This window comes from Caballeronia sp. AZ10_KS36 (genome assembly GCF_023631105.1).
GTDB lineage: Bacteria > Pseudomonadota > Gammaproteobacteria > Burkholderiales > Burkholderiaceae > Caballeronia.
The window spans coordinates 214,220-230,728 of record NZ_JALQDQ010000018.1 but is presented as its reverse complement, the minus strand read 5'-3'; the positions used below and the strand labels follow the sequence as shown (position 1 = coordinate 230,728).

General features: G+C 65.5%; 16 protein-coding genes. 11 read left to right on the top strand and 5 right to left on the bottom strand.

The features are described 5' to 3' along the window. Nucleotides 1-9: 9 nt before the first annotated feature. The 3 genes from mobA to NCR35_RS11215 form a co-directional block, all read right to left on the bottom strand. Nucleotides 10-564, bottom strand: a complete 555-nt coding sequence (gene mobA / locus NCR35_RS11225) for a molybdenum cofactor guanylyltransferase MobA (protein WP_250534710.1) — start codon at nt 562-564, stop codon at nt 10-12. Nucleotides 565-649: 85 nt separating this feature from the next. Further along, nucleotides 650-1,756, bottom strand: a complete 1,107-nt coding sequence (gene moaA / locus NCR35_RS11220; protein ID WP_250534410.1) for a GTP 3',8-cyclase MoaA — start codon at nt 1,754-1,756, stop codon at nt 650-652. Between the two features lie 190 nt (nt 1,757-1,946). Beyond that, entirely contained in the window at nt 1,947-5,333 is a 3,387-nt protein-coding gene (locus NCR35_RS11215) for an Rne/Rng family ribonuclease (protein WP_250534409.1), read from the bottom strand. 897 nt (nt 5,334-6,230) lie between these two features. Between NCR35_RS11215 and NCR35_RS11210 the strand changes: the two genes are divergently transcribed. From NCR35_RS11210 to NCR35_RS11195, 4 genes are read left to right on the top strand one after another with little or no spacing between them, the layout of a single operon-like run. Then, nucleotides 6,231-7,226 (top strand): RluA family pseudouridine synthase, encoded by a 996-nt coding sequence (locus NCR35_RS11210; protein WP_206466724.1) that lies wholly within the window; start codon nt 6,231-6,233, stop codon nt 7,224-7,226. Beyond that, nucleotides 7,227-7,886 carry an HAD-IA family hydrolase gene (locus NCR35_RS11205; RefSeq protein ID WP_206466723.1) on the top strand — a complete coding sequence of 220 codons (660 nt, stop codon included), beginning with the start codon at nt 7,227-7,229 and terminating at the stop codon, nt 7,884-7,886. Continuing rightward, on the top strand, nt 7,883-8,269 hold the full coding sequence (locus NCR35_RS11200; protein ID WP_244846926.1) for a Rieske (2Fe-2S) protein: 387 nt from the start codon (nt 7,883-7,885) through the stop codon (nt 8,267-8,269). The genes NCR35_RS11205 and NCR35_RS11200 overlap by 4 nt, the downstream gene beginning before the upstream one ends. 44 nt (nt 8,270-8,313) lie before the next feature. Beyond that, nucleotides 8,314-9,282: a S49 family peptidase gene (locus NCR35_RS11195; RefSeq protein ID WP_250534408.1), complete on the top strand. Its 969-nt coding sequence runs from the start codon at nt 8,314-8,316 to the stop codon at nt 9,280-9,282. A gap of 12 nt (nt 9,283-9,294) precedes the next feature. Here NCR35_RS11195 and NCR35_RS11190 read toward each other — a convergent pair whose 3' ends face one another. Together NCR35_RS11190 and NCR35_RS11185 are read right to left on the bottom strand one after the other, a co-directional pair. Continuing rightward, nucleotides 9,295-10,014 carry an SAM-dependent methyltransferase gene (locus NCR35_RS11190; RefSeq protein ID WP_250534407.1) on the bottom strand — a complete coding sequence of 240 codons (720 nt, stop codon included), beginning with the start codon at nt 10,012-10,014 and terminating at the stop codon, nt 9,295-9,297. Further along, on the bottom strand, nt 10,011-10,622 hold the full coding sequence (locus NCR35_RS11185; protein ID WP_250534406.1) for a Maf-like protein: 612 nt from the start codon (nt 10,620-10,622) through the stop codon (nt 10,011-10,013). The genes NCR35_RS11190 and NCR35_RS11185 overlap by 4 nt, the downstream gene beginning before the upstream one ends. A 271-nt stretch (nt 10,623-10,893) precedes the next feature. Here NCR35_RS11185 and NCR35_RS11180 point away from each other — a divergent pair, with 271 nt between their 5' ends. The 7 genes from NCR35_RS11180 (at nt 10,894) to acpP (ending at nt 16,380) form a co-directional block, all read left to right on the top strand. Beyond that, complete coding sequence (locus NCR35_RS11180; protein ID WP_250534405.1) at nt 10,894-11,511, top strand: YceD family protein; 618 nt, start codon at nt 10,894-10,896, stop codon at nt 11,509-11,511. A 133-nt stretch (nt 11,512-11,644) separates the two neighbouring features. Continuing rightward, nucleotides 11,645-11,824 carry a 50S ribosomal protein L32 gene (rpmF, locus tag NCR35_RS11175; protein ID WP_159836666.1) on the top strand — a complete coding sequence of 60 codons (180 nt, stop codon included), beginning with the start codon at nt 11,645-11,647 and terminating at the stop codon, nt 11,822-11,824. A 139-nt stretch (nt 11,825-11,963) separates the two neighbouring features. Next, nucleotides 11,964-13,094 carry a phosphate acyltransferase PlsX gene (gene plsX / locus NCR35_RS11170; protein WP_250534404.1) on the top strand — a complete coding sequence of 377 codons (1,131 nt, stop codon included), beginning with the start codon at nt 11,964-11,966 and terminating at the stop codon, nt 13,092-13,094. Continuing rightward, nucleotides 13,094-14,083: a beta-ketoacyl-ACP synthase III gene (locus tag NCR35_RS11165; RefSeq protein WP_248320247.1), complete on the top strand. Its 990-nt coding sequence runs from the start codon at nt 13,094-13,096 to the stop codon at nt 14,081-14,083. Before plsX ends, NCR35_RS11165 begins: the two co-directional genes overlap by 1 nt. A gap of 133 nt (nt 14,084-14,216) precedes the next feature. Continuing rightward, nucleotides 14,217-15,149 carry an ACP S-malonyltransferase gene (gene fabD / locus NCR35_RS11160; RefSeq protein ID WP_250534403.1) on the top strand — a complete coding sequence of 311 codons (933 nt, stop codon included), beginning with the start codon at nt 14,217-14,219 and terminating at the stop codon, nt 15,147-15,149. 11 nt (nt 15,150-15,160) lie between these two features. Continuing rightward, the gene (gene fabG / locus NCR35_RS11155) at nt 15,161-15,901 is read left to right on the top strand and encodes a 3-oxoacyl-ACP reductase FabG (RefSeq protein WP_250534402.1); all 741 of its coding nucleotides are present in this window, start codon (nt 15,161-15,163) and stop codon (nt 15,899-15,901) included. Nucleotides 15,902-16,140: 239 nt separating this feature from the next. Further along, nucleotides 16,141-16,380 carry an acyl carrier protein gene (acpP, locus tag NCR35_RS11150; protein ID WP_004197638.1) on the top strand — a complete coding sequence of 80 codons (240 nt, stop codon included), beginning with the start codon at nt 16,141-16,143 and terminating at the stop codon, nt 16,378-16,380. The last annotated feature ends 129 nt before the right edge of the window (nt 16,381-16,509 follow it).

Genomic DNA, 16,509 nt, shown 5'->3' with positions numbered 1-16,509 from the left:
GGCGTCTCTTTACCGGCGCTCCAGCTCGGCTAGCTGGCGTAAATCATTGATATTGTAAAACGCACGATCCTCGTGAAATGGCACTTGCACCGCCTTGTGGCGCGCGTACCACGCGCGTACTTTGCGCTCGCCGGCCGCGAGCCAGGCGTCGAGATCGTCGGCGAGCGAGGCGCGCTGAATCGCGAAAACCGGATGCGCGATGTGTTCGCCGCCAGGCTCGATCGTCGCGGCATAGGCGATGTCGGCGTTTTCGGCGTCGAGCGCTTCGCCGAGCAGCAGGCCGAGCCGTTCATCGACGAACGGCGCGTCGCACGGCGCGATCAGCACGAACTCGGTGTGCGCCGCGCGCAAAGCCGCCGCGATGCCCGCGAGCGGGCCGGGGTAGTCGCCGAGCGTGTCCGCGATCACCCGGGCGCCGAACGGCGCGGCAAGTTGCGAATAGGCCTCGATGTTGCGGTTGGCGCTGATCAGCATGGCGTTCGCTTGCGGCGCGAGGCGGCGCAGCACGTGCAGCGCGAGCGGTTCGCCGAGAAACGGCTGCATGCCCTTGTCGACGCCGCCCATGCGCGAGCCGCGCCCGCCCGCGAGCACGAGCCCGGTGACGTTCGAAGCCGAAGCGGCGCGCGCAGTCGCGATCACGTGAAAAAACTCAGCCGCCGATGTACGACATTTCCACGCGCGGGCCGTCTTCGCGCGAGGCCGCCGACGCGCTGCCGCGCAACTGCGAGTAGCGGTCGCCGCGCGCTTCCCAGATGCGGGCGATGGCCGTGGCCACGTCTTCATCGCTCGCGCCGCCGCGGATCAGCGCGCGCAGGTCGTGGCCCGCGGACGCGAAGAGGCACAGATAGAGCTTGCCTTCGGTGGAAAGCCGGGCGCGCGTGCACGAGCCGCAGAAGGCGCGCGTGACGCTCGAAATCACGCCGATTTCGCCGCTTCCATCGCGATAGCCCCAGCGTTGTGCGGTCTCGGCGGCGGTGTGCGCTTCGAGCGGTGCAAGCGGAAAGTGAGCTGCGATGCGCTCGACCACCTGCGCCGACGGCAGCACTTCGCTCATGTTCCAGCCGTTGGACGCGCCGACGCCCATGTATTCGATGAAGCGCAGAACGACGCCGCTGCCTCGGAAATGGCGCGCCATCGGCACGACTTCCTGGTCGTTCGTGCCGCGCTTCACGACCATGTTGACCTTGATCGGCGCAAGACCGACCGCTTGCGCCGCCGCGATGCCGTCGAGCACGTCGGCGACGGCGAAGTCGGCGTCATTCATGCGGCGAAAGAGGGCGTCGTCGAGCGCATCGAGGCTGACCGTGACGCGCGAAAGACCCGCGTCCTTCAGCGACCGAGCCTTGCGCGCCAGCAGCGAACCGTTGGTCGTGAGCGTGATGTCGAGCGGCCGGCCCTCGGGCGTGCGCAGTTGCGCGAGCCGGTCGATCAGAAATTCGATGTTCTTGCGCAGCAGTGGCTCGCCGCCCGTCAGGCGAATTTTCTCGACGCCGTGCGCGACGAACACGCGTGCGAGCCGCTCGATTTCCTCGAACGACAGCAGCGCGGAATGGGGGAGAAACGGATAGTCCTTGTCGAAGACATCGCGCGGCATGCAGTAGACGCAGCGGAAGTTGCAGCGATCCGTGACCGAAATGCGCAAGTCGCGCAGGGGACGCGCGAGCGTGTCCGTCAGCAAGCCGGATGGCGCTGCGGCGGCCCCGGCGAAATCCGGAATCGCGCTGACATCGGCTAACGGGATGATGCGTCGGGACATGGCTGCTCGGGACTTCGGTCGAAAAGGCGATCAGCCCATTTTAGCGGAAGCGGGCAAGTCCGGCCGGGCACGGCCAGGCTCGGCGGACCGGGCTTTCCACTAGTGCGGAAAGAAAAAACGCCATCGACTTGAGGTCGATGGCGTTCTGCGTGCTGCATCGCGCGACCCGGGAGACGCCCGCGCGACCCGGTCAGTGGGCGCTCTTGCCGGTTTCCACCTGCTGCATCGGGGCGGTGTCGAGCGGCGGAAGCGGCTTGCGCTCGCGCGGCACGCGCACCGGCGCCGGTTCCTGCGCGGCGGCGGCACTGGCCGCGCGCAGCTTGTCGGCGTCCGTGTTCACCCAGACGAGGCCGGCGGTGTCGAGCATCGGCTTCAACGCGTCCGTTCCCGTCGACGATGCGGCGGGCGTCGGTTGCGTCGCGGCAGGCTTCACCGGCTCCGACACGACCGGAACCTGCGGCTCTGTCGTCACTTCGGGCTGCGCCATCGGCGCGGCTTCCGGCTGGATCGGCTCGACGGCGGTTGCAGCCGGCGTCGAAGCGATCGCGGCGGTTTTCACCGGCTCGGAGACCACGGGTGCCACGGGTGCCACGGGTGCTTCCGGCGCCGTTTCCGCGTGGCTCGCGGCTTCGACGGGCTTCGGCTCGTCCACGACTACCGGCGCGAACGGATCGACCGGCTTCGTTTCCGCGACCTTCGACGACGGCCCGAACGGGTTCTCGACGGCCGGTGCCGCCGCGGGCTTCGCGAAGATGTCCGGCGCAGGCTGCGAATCCGCGTTGGCTTCCGCCTTCACTTCTTCGCTCGCTTGCAACGGCTCGGCTTGCGCGGCCGGCGCTGCTACGGGCGCGGCTCCCTGCGGCTGCGCCTGGCGGCTGTCCGCAACCGGCTCCGACTCGGCTGCAACCGGACGCGTTTCACGGCGTGCGGCGGCTTCCTGCGCGGCTTCGGCGTCGAAGACACCGGCTTGCGCCGACACGCTTTCGGCTGCGCCTTCGGCTTCCGCGACATCGGCGGCGTGGTTCACCGTCATGCCTTCTTCATCGCGATCACGGCGACCGCCACGGCGGCCCCGGCGACGGCGGCGGCGCTCTTCGCCTTCGCGCGCGGCTGCGGCCTGATCGGCGGAGAGGGCATCGACGTCTTGCGGCAAAGCGTCGGCATCGAGCGGCGTGGTGTCCGCGATATCCGATGCGGTCGTCTCACCTTGCGTCAATGCTTCGACGGCGGCTTCGGGCTGCGGCTTGCGGCGCTCAGCGCGTTCGGGGCGCTCGGCACGCTCCGGACGCTCCGTCCGTTCGGCGCGCTCACCACGGTCCGCGCGGTCCGCGCGCTCGCCACGGTCGGGACGCTCGCGGCGTTCCTGACGCTCGGCGGCTTCCGGACGCGGTGCGCGCTCGGCGCCACGGTCCTGGCCGCGATCGCGCGTTTCACGCGGTTCACGCGGTTCACGAGCCTCACGCGGTTCACGGGCCTCACGCGGTTCGCGCGTCTCGCGGGGTTCACGCGCCTCGCGCGGTTCCCGGGCTTCGCGCGGCTCGCGGACTTCGCGCAGTTCACGACCTTCGCGTCCTTCGCGTGCTTCACGCGGCTCGCGGCCTTCACGCGTGCCACGTCCTTCGCGATCTTCGCGACGCGCAGGCTGACGGCTTGCACCGTTGCCGGTTGCCGCCGCGCCATTGGCGGCCGCGCCTTCACGGCCCGCGCCGCCGCGACGATTGCGATTGCGGTCGCCGCCGCCCGTGCGTTCGCCGCGCTCGCCGCGTTCCGTACGCTCGCGCTGCGGGCGCGCTGCCGGCTGCGCTTCGACGGGCGCCGGCGCAGGCTTCACTTCAGGCTGAATGCCAAAGAGGTTCTTGATCCACGCGATGAAACCGCCCGTCGCCGGAACCGGGGTCGGTGCGGGCGCGGGCGCGGCCTCGACAGGCGCGGGCTTGACCGGCGCGCTCGGCGCCGGCTTCTCGGGCGTGATGCCCTTGACCGCCGCTTCCTGCTTCGGCTTCACTTCCTCGGCGCGCTTGCTGTAGCCGGTCTCGGATTCCAGTTCGCTCGCCGCTTCGACGGCCATCTTCCACGAGGCGCGCGGATCGTCCAGACGCGCATCGTCATGACGCAGGCGCTCCAGCTTGTAATGCGGCGTCTCCAGATGCTTGTTCGGAATCAGAACGACGTTGACCTTGAAGCGCGATTCGATCTTGTTGATTTCCGAGCGCTTTTCGTTCAGCAGGAAGGCGGTCACCTCGACCGGCACCTGGCAATGAATCGCCGCGGTGTTTTCCTTCATCGCTTCTTCCTGAATGATCCGCAGCACTTGCAGCGCGGACGATTCGGTATCGCGGATATGGCCCGTGCCGTTGCAGCGCGGGCAGGTCACGTGGCTGCCTTCGGACAGCGCCGGACGCAGACGCTGACGCGACAGTTCCATCAAACCGAAGCGCGAGATCTTGCCCATTTGCACGCGCGCACGGTCGTGCTTGAGCGCGTCTTTCAGGCGCTGCTCGACTTCGCGCTGGCTCTTGGCCGACTCCATGTCGATGAAGTCGATCACGATCAGGCCGCCCAGGTCGCGCAGGCGCAACTGGCGCGCGACTTCGTCGGCGGCTTCGAGGTTGGTGCGCGTGGCGGTTTCCTCGATATCCGCGCCCTTGGTGGCGCGCGCCGAGTTCACGTCGATGGCGACGAGCGCCTCGGTGTGATCGATCACGATCGCGCCGCCCGAGGGCAGCGGCACCGTGCGCGAGTACGCCGTTTCGATCTGATGCTCGATCTGGAAGCGCGAGAAGAGCGGCACGTCGTCGTGATAGCGCTTCACCTTTTGCAGGTTGTCGGGCATCACGATATCCATGAAGGCGCGCGCCTGGTCATGGATTTCAGTCGTGTCAATGAGGATTTCGCCGATATCCGGCTGGAAGTAGTCGCGAATCGCGCGGATGACGAGGCTCGATTCGAGATAAATGAGCATCGGCTGGCCGGCGACGCCGCTTTGCGACGCGGCTTCGATCGCGCGCCACAATTGCATCAGGTAGTTCAGGTCCCACTGGAGCTCTTCCGCCGAACGGCCGATACCGGCCGTGCGCGCGATGATGCTCATGCCTTCGGGCAGTTCGAGCTGCGCCATGGTTTCGCGCAGTTCCTGCCGCTCGTCGCCTTCGATTCTGCGCGACACGCCGCCGCCGCGCGGGTTGTTCGGCATCAGAACCAGATAGCGGCCGGCCAGCGAAATGAACGTGGTCAGCGCCGCGCCCTTGTTGCCGCGCTCTTCCTTTTCGACCTGAACGATGAGTTCCTGGCCTTCGCGCAGCGCGTCCTGAATACGCGCGGAGCGCATCTCGACGCCGTCGCGGAAATACTGGCGGGCGACTTCCTTGAACGGCAGAAAGCCGTGGCGGTCTTCGCCGTAGTTGACGAAGCAGGCTTCGAGCGACGGCTCGATGCGGGTGACGACTCCCTTGTAGATGTTGCCTTTGCGCTGTTCGCGCCCGGCGGTTTCGATGTCGATGTCGATGAGCTTCTGCCCATCGACGATGGCGACGCGCAGTTCTTCTTGCTGCGTCGCATTGAACAGCATGCGTTTCATTGAACGGCTCCAGAGCGGCTTTGACCCTTCCTCGTCTGGCGAATCGGCGCGGATTCGAACATCGGCGCGCGAAGCGGGAGGGCGGGCGTGCCACGCTTTTTGTGTTGTCACAAAAGCACGCCGGAGCGGATTTTAGGCGGGAGAATTGCCGAAAGCTGGCATCGGGCCGACGAATGCGGCGGCCGGGCCAAGGGGCACATGCGACAACGGCAGCGCGCGGAGGCGATGCGGCCCGTGGCAAGGACGAACGGCGGCGCGGGGCTTTCCGCGTTTCGAAGTGGACGCACGGAAAGCCGCAGCGCTCTTTCAACAGAGCCTTTCCCTCCCGACGGCGTACGCGAAAGGAAGAGCGCTGTCGCGCGAACCGGCGCGATGCTTCGTTACCGATCTTCGTCTTCGCGGACGTGCCGCGCCGGCAGCCGCGGGCTACGTGCTCCCGCCTGCTTGCCGTGTCTCGCCTCGTTGCGGCGTTTTCTTCGCGTCTCGCGCTTCGCAGAAATCAGCGCAGCAGCGAGATGCGTCGCCGTTGTTCGCAAATCGGCGAGCCCCGATGTGCCGTCTTCGCCCCTTGCTCGATGGCAGGGCTGAATCGGGCGGGCAACCGGTTGAACGCCCGGATGCCGTCAGTTCTCGCCGATGAAATTCTTTTTGACCAAAAATCCGTTACCGATCGGCGATCGACCCGACCGAACGCGCCTGTGGGCTCCGTCCCTGCCGGTGATATCGCCGTGCGTGCAACTCGTTGCTCGATTTTCCGGGCGAGCAACCGGCCCTGGGCGCAAGTAAAATAATGGTTTATCGCTTGCACCTGTACAGTCTGATGAATTGCGCCGTAGCTCCTCATGGGTAACTGAGTCGAGTCCGGCCTTTTCAGGCTGCTCGCAAATTATATTCAGAATGAATGAGTTAGGCAAAACATCCCATAAACAAGTTGCAAGCGAGCGCACGTCGATGATCGAAGTCGATGAAACCGCTGCCGGACAGCGCATCGACAACTTCCTGTTGCGCGTCTGCAAGGGCGTGCCCAAGAGCCATATTTACCGGATTCTCCGCAGCGGCGAAGTGCGCGTGAACAAGGGCCGCATCGACGCCGCATACCGGCTGGAACTGGGCGATGTCGTGCGCGTGCCGCCCATTCGCATCGCGCAGCCCGACGAAGCGCCCGTGTCGTCGAACGCGCCCGCCGCCGAATTCCCGATTCTCTTCGAAGACGAGCACCTGATCGTCATCGACAAGCCGTCGGGCGTTGCGGTGCATGGCGGCAGCGGCGTCGCGTTCGGCGTCATCGAACAGTTGCGCAATGCGCGGCCGCACGCGAAGTTCCTGGAACTGGTGCATCGGCTGGACCGGGAAACGTCCGGCGTGCTCATGCTTGCCAAAAAACGTGCGGCGCTCGTCAATCTGCACGAGCAGATCCGCGAGAATCGCGTCGACAAGCGCTATTACGCGCTCGGACACGGCGACTGGCCGAGCGACTGGGGCCGGCGGCGCATCGTGAAGGCGCCGCTGCATAAATACGTGGCGGCGGACGGCGAGCGGCGCGTGCGCGTTCAGGAGAACGGGCTGGCATCGCATACGGTGTTCAATCTGATCGAACGCTGGACAGATTACGCGTGGGTCGAGGCGGAACTCAAGACCGGCCGCACGCACCAGATTCGCGTGCACATGCAGAGCATCGGCCTGCCGATTGCGGGCGACGCGAAATACGGCGACTTTGCGCTCAACAAGGAACTCGCGCGGCCGAGCGCGATGCCTTCGCTCAAACGCATGTTTCTGCACGCATATCGGCTGAAAATCACGCATCCCGCGACGGGCGCGCCGCTGCAGTTCGAAGCGCCGCTGCCGGCGGAATGCCGGCGCTTCATCGAACAACTCAAAAACCGAGAGACATAAATGGCGCGGCAGCAATTCGATCTGATCGTTTTCGACTGGGACGGCACGCTCATGGATTCGACCGTCCATATCACGCGGAGCATTCAGGCGGCCTGCCGCGATCTCGGCCTGCCCGTGCCCGCCGACGAATCCGCGAGCTACGTGATCGGCCTGGGTCTCAAGGACGCGCTGCAAATCTGCGCGCCGACGCTCGACACGAAGGACTATCCGCGCCTCGCGGAGCGGTATCGCTTCCATTTTCTGACGATGGGCCAGCAAACCGAGCTTTTCGCCGGCGTGCGCGAGCTGCTGCAGGAATTGCGCGACGAGGGCTATTTTCTGGCGGTGGCGACGGGCAAGAGCCGCGTGGGGCTGAACCGGGCGCTGGATCAGTCGCGCCTGACGAGCGTCTTCGACGGCACGCGCTGCGCCGACGAAACTTTCTCGAAGCCGCACCCCGCGATGCTTCAGGAACTCACGCGCGAACTCGGGCAGGACCTGTCCCGCACGCTGATGATCGGCGACACCACGCACGACCTGCAAATGGCCATCAACGCCGGCGCGGCGGGCGTGGGCGTCGCATACGGCGCGCATCCGGCGAATTCGCTCACCGCGTTGCAGCCGCGTTTCTGCGCGGATAGCGTCGCGTCGCTGGCCGGCTGGCTGCGGGAGCACGCATGAGCGAGCCGACACTCGAAGCGGTGCGCGTCTGCGCGTCGGACCAACTGGTCGATGGCGGCGCGGGCGTGCGGCTCGGCGCGCAGGACGCGAGCGGCGAGGCGGTGGTTTTCTTCGTCCGCTACGACGGCAAGCCGTATGGCTACCTGAACCGCTGCGCGCACGTGCCGATGGAACTCGACTGGGCCGAGGGCCAGTTCTTCGAAAGCTCGGGCCTATACTTGATGTGCGCGACGCACGGCGCGATCTACGAGCCCGACACCGGCAAGTGCGTCGGCGGCCCGTGCCGCGGCGCGCGGCTTCGGCCTGTCGCGGTCGAGGAGCGCGAGACGCCGGAAGGCCGCGCGGTGTTCTGGCTGCCCGACGACGCGCTTCGCCCCGCCTGATTCCCCTTTTTTCTTTGACCCGGCTGCACGCCGGAAGACCACGCATGTCCGATAACCTTTCGCCCAACCCGCGCGGCAACGACAACTGGGAGCGCGACGCGCTGGAACGCATCGCGCTTGCCGCGATTCGCGAGCAACGCGCGGCGCGCCGCTGGCGCATCTTTTTCCGCTTCGTCTTCCTCGCGGTCCTCGCGCTGATCGCGTGGGGCGTGTTCGATTTCACCGGCGATCACGCGGCGAAATCCGGCAAACACACGGCGCTGATCGATCTTCAGGGCGAAATCTCCGCGAACAGCGACGCGAGCGCCGACAACATCGACGGCGCGCTGCAAAGCGCGTTCGAGGACGACGGCACGGCGGGCGTGATCCTGCGCATCAACAGTCCGGGCGGCAGTCCGGTGCAGGCGGGCATCATCAATCGCGAGATTCGCCGGCTGCGCGCGAAGTATCCGAAGACGCCGCTCTACGTGGTCGTCGACGACATGTGCGCGTCGGGCGGCTATTACGTCGCGGCGGCGGCGGACCGCATTTACGTGGATCGCGCGAGCATCGTCGGGTCGATCGGCGTGCTGATGGACGGCTTCGGCTTCACGGGCCTGATGGACAAGCTCGGCATCCAGCGGCGCATGCACACGTCAGGCGCGAACAAGGGTGCGTTCGATCCGTTCTCGCCCGAAACGCCGCAGATGACCGCGCACGCGCAGGACATGCTCGACGAGATTCACACGCAGTTCATCGACGCGGTGAAACAGGGACGCGGCAAGCGCCTGAAGGACGATCCGGATCTCTTCTCCGGCATGTTCTGGACGGGCGAGAAGAGCGTGCAACTCGGCTTGGCGGACGGCTTCGGCGACGCGAACTACGTGGCGCGCGAGATCATCAAAGAGCCGGATATCGTCGATTACACGCAGAAGGAAAGCATCAGCGAGCGGGTGGTGCGGCGCTTCGGCGCTTCCGTGGGCGATGCCGCCGTGCGCGCGCTGACGCTCGGCGGCAAGGTGCAGTTGCGCTGATTCGGACCGCGCTTACGACGCGAGCAGCAGAAAAATGGCCGGGCGCTTGTGCAGGTCCGGCGCGGCGTGCTTTTTCCAGTCCGCCGCCGTGCGCGTGACGATGGTTTCGCCCGGCAGCGTCAGGTCCACGGCCACGCAAATCAGCGTCGAAGGCGCGCAGGCCGCGACGAGCGTGTCGAGCATCGCGCGGTTGCGGTACGGCGTTTCGATGAAAATCTGCGTCTGATTCGCCTTGCGCGACAACTGTTCGAGCTCGCGCAGGCGCTTGCCGCGTTCCGCGGCATCCACCGGCAGATAGCCGTTGAACGCGAAGCTCTGCCCGTTCATGCCCGAGGCCATCAGCGCGAGCAGAATCGAACTCGGACCGACGAACGGCACTACTTTCACGCCGCGCTCGTGCGCCCGCCGCACCAGCAGCGCGCCGGGATCGGCGACGGCGGGGCAGCCTGCTTCCGAAACGAGGCCGGCGTCGGTGCCCGCGAGGATCGGCGCAAGAAGCCGGTCGATTTCGGCGCGCGGCGTGTTCACGTTCAGCTCGCGTATCTCGATTTCCTGAATCGGCCGTTCGGTGCCGACTTTCTTCAGAAACGCCCGCGTGGTCTTTGCGTTTTCGCCGATGTAATAACCGAGCGCCGCAGCCTGCGCGCGCACCGGCTCGGGAAGCACGGACGCGAGCGCGGCGGCGTCGCCTTCGCCGAGCGTGTTCGGAATCAAATAGAGAACGCCGCTCATGCCGCCCCCAGAACCGGGAAGCGGGCGGCGCGCAGCATCTTCGTCAGCGCGATGAGCGGCAGGCCGATGAGTGCTGTCGGGTCGTCCGAGTCGATCGCATCCAGGAGCGCGATGCCCAGACCCTCGGATTTCGCGCTTCCCGCGCAGTCGTAGGGCGTCTCGGCGCGCAAGTACGCTTCGATTTCGGCGTCGGAATAATCGCGAAAGCGCACGCGCGTGACGATGTCGGCGGATTGCACGTCGCCCGTGCGCGTGTCGAAGAGGGCGAGCGCGGAGTGGAATTCGACGCTGCGGCCACGCATCGACCGAAGCTGTTCGACGGCGTTGTCGTGCGTGCCCGGCTTGCCGAGCTGACGGCCATCGAAGGTCGCGACCTGATCGGAGCCGATCACGAGCGCGCCCGCTGCGTCCGTCATGCGCTCGGCGGCGGCGCGCGCCTTCGCGATCGAAAGCCGCACCGCGGTGGCTTCGGGCGATTCGCCTTCGAGCGGCGTTTCGTCGATATCGGGCGAAACGACGTCGAACGGAAGGCGCAGGCGCTGCAGCAACTCGCGCCGATACGGCGAACTGGACGCCAGCACGAGGCGCGGCGCTTGAGGAATCGACATGTTCAAAACCGGTGAAATGGGTGGATAAGCCACAGACCGCGTACGCAGCCTTAACTATTTGACTCGAAAGAATAAAGCCTATATGATTTTGGGCTTTTCATCGGCTGTCAGGGCATTGGCGCGGGCGGGAATGCAAATGAGTACGTGCCTGGCGTGCTCTGAGCCGGCGGGCAGTGCATACTGAGTGCATGCAAACCGATGCAAGCCGCACGAAAAAACGCTGCGTCGGCCGATGAAAGAACGAACAACCCGGCATAAGGCAGGAGCGCGCATGACTCAGAATCCTGGCAAACCTGCGAGCCTCGCTGATCTGCGCGCGCTCGACCTTTACGATTTCGCCGAGAACAAGCGGCAGGCAGCGGGCGCGTTGCGTACGTCGCAAATGCCGCGCATGTTAGCCGAAGTACCGGCGGACGCGCCAGAGGACGACACGGTCTTCACCTGGCAGGGCGAGGGCTCGACCCAGCCGGAATTGCAGGACGACGGCACCGAAGCGCCGCAGCCGTATCTGCGCCTCGCGGTGCACGGTTCGGTGTGGCTCACGTGCCAGCGCTGTCTTTCGCCGTACTCGCAGCATCTCGACGTCGACGCGACGTATCGGATCGTCGCGACGGAGGAAGAAGCAGACGAGTATCCGCTCGACGAAGATGAAATCGAAGTGATCGTCGGCTCGCGCCAGTTCGATCTCATCGACTTGATCGAAGAAGAGCTGTTGCTTTCCTTGCCGCTCGTGCCCAAGCACAGCGTCTGTCCGGAAGTGCATGAAAGCCTGCTCGCAGGCAGCGCCGAGGACGAGCCCGACGAAGGCGGCGAGGAAGCCGAGAAACCGAATCCGTTTGCCGTTCTGGAAAAGCTCAAGACGAGCGGTCCGGACGACAAGAAGCATTGATGGCGCAGTGCGGCGAGTCTTCGCCGCACGCAATCTCCCGCTTCGAGCGGTGGGCCGGGACGGCCGGAGTTTTCCGCGAACGCGGAGACGGGCCGCCCTGTGTTAGAATTCGCAAAATTTTTCTGGAGTAATCATGGCAGTTCAGCAAAACAAGAAGTCGCCGTCCAAGCGCGGCATGCACCGTTCCCACGACTTCCTCCCGACGGCGCCGCTGGCTGTCGAGCCGAGCACGGGCGAAGCGCATCTGCGTCACCACGTGAGCCCGAACGGCTACTATCGTGGCAAGAAAGTCGTCAAGACGAAGAACGACTAAGCGTTCGTTCTCTGCTTTGCCGCGTGCGCATCGCCGTCTTGCGGTGGCTCGCGCCTGGCACGCTGTTGACACTTTCCCGGTACGACAAGAAGGCGGCATTTCACTGCCGCTTTTTTGTGCCTGAAATTCGTCGCTTTCCATGACCGTAAAGATAACCATTGACTGCATGGGAGGCGACCACGGTCCGGCCGTGACCGTTCCCGCCGCTGTCAATTTCGTGCGCTCACATCCCGACGCGCACCTGATGCTCGTCGGCATCGAACAGGCGATCCGCGCCCAGCTGAAAAAGTCGAAGGCGCTCGACGAGCCGCGTCTGACCGTCGTTCCGGCAACCGAAGTCGTCGCCATGGACGACCCGGTCGAAGTCGCGCTGCGCAAGAAAAAAGATTCGTCGATGCGCGTGGCGCTCAACCTCGTGAAGGAAGGCGAGGCGCAGACCTGCATTTCCGCGGGCAATACCGGCGCGCTCATGGCCGTGTCGCGCTACGTGCTCAAGACGCTCGCGGGCATCGAGCGGCCGGCCATCGCCTTCGCGATGCCGAGCCAGAAGGGCTATACGACCGTGCTGGATCTCGGCGCGAACGTCGATTGCGAGCCCGAGCATCTGTTGCAGTTCGCCGAAATGGGCCACGCGCTCGTGTCCGCGATCGAAGGCCGCGAGCGGCCGACCATCGGGCTGCTCAACATCGGCGAAGAAGTCATCAAGGGCAACGAAACGATCAAGCGCGCGGGCGAGCTGCTGCGCGCGAGCACGCTCAACTTCTACGGCAACGTGGAAGGCAACGACATCTACAAAGGCACGACCGATGTCGTCGTCTGCGACGGCTTCGTCGGCAATGTGGCGCTGAAAACGTCGGAAGGGCTCGCCAAGATGCTCTCCGACATGATCAAGGAAGAATTCACGCGCTCGCTTTCGAGCAAGCTGATGGCGCTCGTCGCCATGCCGGTGCTCAAGCGGTTCCGAAAGCGCGTCGATCCGGCGCAATACAACGGCGCGGCGCTCCTCGGCCTGCGCGGGCTCGTGATCAAAAGTCACGGCTCCGCGGAAGCGTACGGTTTTGAGTGGGCGATCAAACGCGGGTATGATGCCGTCAAAAATGGCGTGCTCGAACGCCTCGTGCGCGCGATGGAGGAAAATGCGCTGTCCGCGCAAGATGCGGGCGCGAGCGCCCCGGCTGCCGATGCGCCCGCCGACGCGCTCGCGCTTCAGCCGCATTCCTCGCCTAACCCGCCGGACGCGTCCGGCACCGCGCAACACACGAAGGCATAATGGCTCAATCCAATCTCTACGCTCGCGTGCTCGGCACTGGCAGCTATCTGCCCTCCGAGCGCATCACGAATCAGGCATTGGCGGACCGTCTCGCGCAGCAAGGCGTCGAGACGAGCGACGAATGGATCGTCGCGCGCACGGGCATTCACGCGCGGCACTTCGCGGCTCCCGATCAGACCACGAGCGATCTCGCGCTCATCGCTTCGCAAAAGGCCATCGCGGCGGCGGGCATCGATCCGCAGTCGATCGACCTCATCATCGTCGCCACGTCGACGCCCGACTTCGTGTTTCCGAGCACCGCGTGCCTGTTGCAGAACAAGCTGGGCATCAAGAACAACGGCGCGGCGTTCGACGTGCAGGCCGTGTGCTCGGGCTTCGCGTACGGCATGGCGACGGCGGACAGCTTCATTCGTAGCGGCATGCATCGCACGGCGCTCGTCGTCGGCGCGGAGACGTTCTCGCGCATTCTCGACTTCAAGGACCGAACGACCTGCGTGCTGTTCGGCGACGGCGCGGGCGCAGTGGTGCTTCAGGCGTCCGAAGAGCCGGGCGTGCTCGCGAGCGCGCTTCACGCTGACGGCAGCTACGCGGACATTCTCTGCACGCCGGGCAACGTAAACGGCGGCGTCGTGAGCGGCAGCGCCTTCCTGCACATGGACGGCCAGGCGGTGTTCAAGCTCGCCGTCAACGTGCTCGAAAAGGTCGCGATCGAAGCCCTGCAGAAGGCGCATCTCACGCCGCAGGAAATCGACTGGCTCATTCCGCATCAGGCGAACATCCGCATCATGCAGAGCACCTGCCGCAAGCTGCACTTGCCGCAGGAGCGCATGGTGGTGACGGTCGGCGACCACGGCAATACCTCGGCGGCGTCGATTCCGCTCGCGCTCGACGTCGCGGTGCGCGACGGCCGCATCAAGCGCGGACAGAACGTGCTGATCGAAGGCGTCGGCGGCGGCTTCACGTGGGGCGCGTCGGTCTTCCGCTACTGATTCTTTCATCCGTCTCCCTCCATTAATCTGCAACTGATTCGCTGCCGATGAAGCTGCGCGCCGCGTGCGCAACCGGCGCCGCCGCGCACGCCCTCGACGCACACGCGGGTCATTCCAATCCAACGAGGACGATATGAAATTTGCGTTCGTTTTCCCGGGCCAAGGCTCGCAATCGATCGGCATGCTCAACGCATTCGCCGACCACGCCGTGGTGCGCGAGACGGTGCAGCAGGCATCGGATGCGCTCGGGCAGGATCTCGCCAAGCTGATCGCCGAAGGGCCGGCCGAAGAGCTCAATCTCACGACGAACACGCAGCCGGTCATGCTCACGGCGGCGTACGCCATCTACCGCGTCTGGGAAAAGGAAACCGGCCTCACGCCTGCGCTCGTCGCGGGTCACAGCCTCGGCGAATACACGGCGCTGGTCGCGGCCGGCGCGCTCGCATTCGCGGACGCCGTGCCGCTCGTGCGCTTTCGCGCGCAGGCGATGCAGAGCGCGGTGCCGGTCGGCGAGGGCGGCATGGCGGCGATTCTCGGTCTCGACGACGACACGGTGCGCGCGGTGTGCGCCGAAAGCGCATCGGCGGGCGTCGTGGAAGCGGTGAACTTCAATGCGCCGTCGCAAGTGGTGATCGCGGGCGCGAAGGCGGCGGTCGAAAAGGCGTGCGAAGTAGCGAAGGCGAAGGGCGCCAAGCGCGCGTTGCCGCTGCCGGTTTCCGCGCCGTTCCACTCGTCGCTGCTGAAGCCCGCATCGGACCAATTGCGCGACTATCTCGCGAACGTCCGCATCGAGCCGCCGCGCATTCCGCTGATCAATAACATCGACGTCGCGAAGGTCTCGGACCCCGCCGCGATCAAGGACGCGCTCGTGCGTCAGGCCGCGGGTCCCGTGCGCTGGGTCGAGTGTGTGCAGGCGATGGCGCGTGAAGGCGTCACGCACGTGATCGAATGCGGTCCGGGCAAAGTGCTCGCGGGGCTCACGAAGCGCATCGACGGCAATCTGGTCGGCGGCGCGGTGTTCGACCCCGCCTCGCTCGAGGAAACGCGCAAACTGATCGCTGGATAAGAGGCAACGACATGAACTTGGACAATCAGGTAGCTATCGTCACCGGCGCGTCGCGCGGCATCGGGCGCGCCATCGCGCTGGAACTCGCGCGTCAGGGCGCGACCGTCATTGGCACGGCCACCAGCGAAAGCGGCGCGGCAGGCATCAGCGAAGCGCTGGCGCAGGCGGGCGGCAAGGGCCGCGGCGCGGTGCTGAACGTGAACGACGCCGCAGCGGCCGACGCGTTTATCGACGCCACCGTGAAGGAGTTCGGCGGCCTCAACGTGCTCGTGAACAACGCGGGCATCACGAAAGATCAGCTCGCCATGCGCATGAAGGACGACGAATTCGACGCCGTCATCGACACGAACCTGCGCGCGGTGTTCCGCCTGTCGCGCGCCGTGCTGCGCCCGATGATGAAAGCGCGCGGCGGCCGCATCATCAATATCACGTCGGTGGTGGGCTCGTCGGGCAATCCCGGTCAGGCGAACTACGCGGCGGCGAAAGCCGGCGTCGCGGGCATGACGCGGGCGCTGGCACGCGAGATCGGCAGCCGCGGCGTTACCGTGAACTGCATCGCGCCGGGCTTCATCGACACGGACATGACGAAGGTCTTGCCGGAAGAGCAGCGCACCGCGCTGACCGCGCAGATTCCGCTCGGCCGGCTCGGCAGTCCCGAAGACATCGCCCACGCGGTGGCGTTCCTGGCGTCGCCGTTTGCCGGCTACATCACGGGCACGACGCTGCACGTGAACGGCGGCATGTACATGTAATAGGCATTTCGCCAAATATCGCTTAATATCCGCGCGGCACACGGGCGCGCAAAATGCTCTTACCAGCATGCGCGCCCCGTACAGCGCGGCTGCAACGAACGATGCAGGCCGTCGGCTCGCGCCTTGATGACGCGCAGCAGGCGGCGAAGCATGGAACTGACGCGCCGTATTTTGCGGGTACAAACCTGATAAAATGCGCGCACTCGTATTTTTGAACTTTTATTCCCTCGGAGGGCTGCATGGACAACATTGAACAGCGCGTGAAGAAGATCGTCGCCGAACAACTGGGCGTGGCGGAAGCCGAAATCAAGAACGAAGCGTCGTTCGTGAACGATCTGGGCGCTGACTCGCTCGACACGGTGGAACTGGTGATGGCGCTGGAAGACGAGTTCGGCATGGAAATCCCCGATGAAGAAGCCGAGAAGATCACCACGGTTCAGCAAGCGATCGACTACGCTCGCGCCAACGTCAAGGCCTAAGGCCGCACGCGCCAGCGACCCGTCGCTCTTCGAGCTTGAAGCATCGTCGCTGCAAAGACCGATTTAACAGCCACAGGGCACACAGGGCGGTTTCCTGTGGCCGCTGTGGCTTTTGCTTTTCGTCATTCT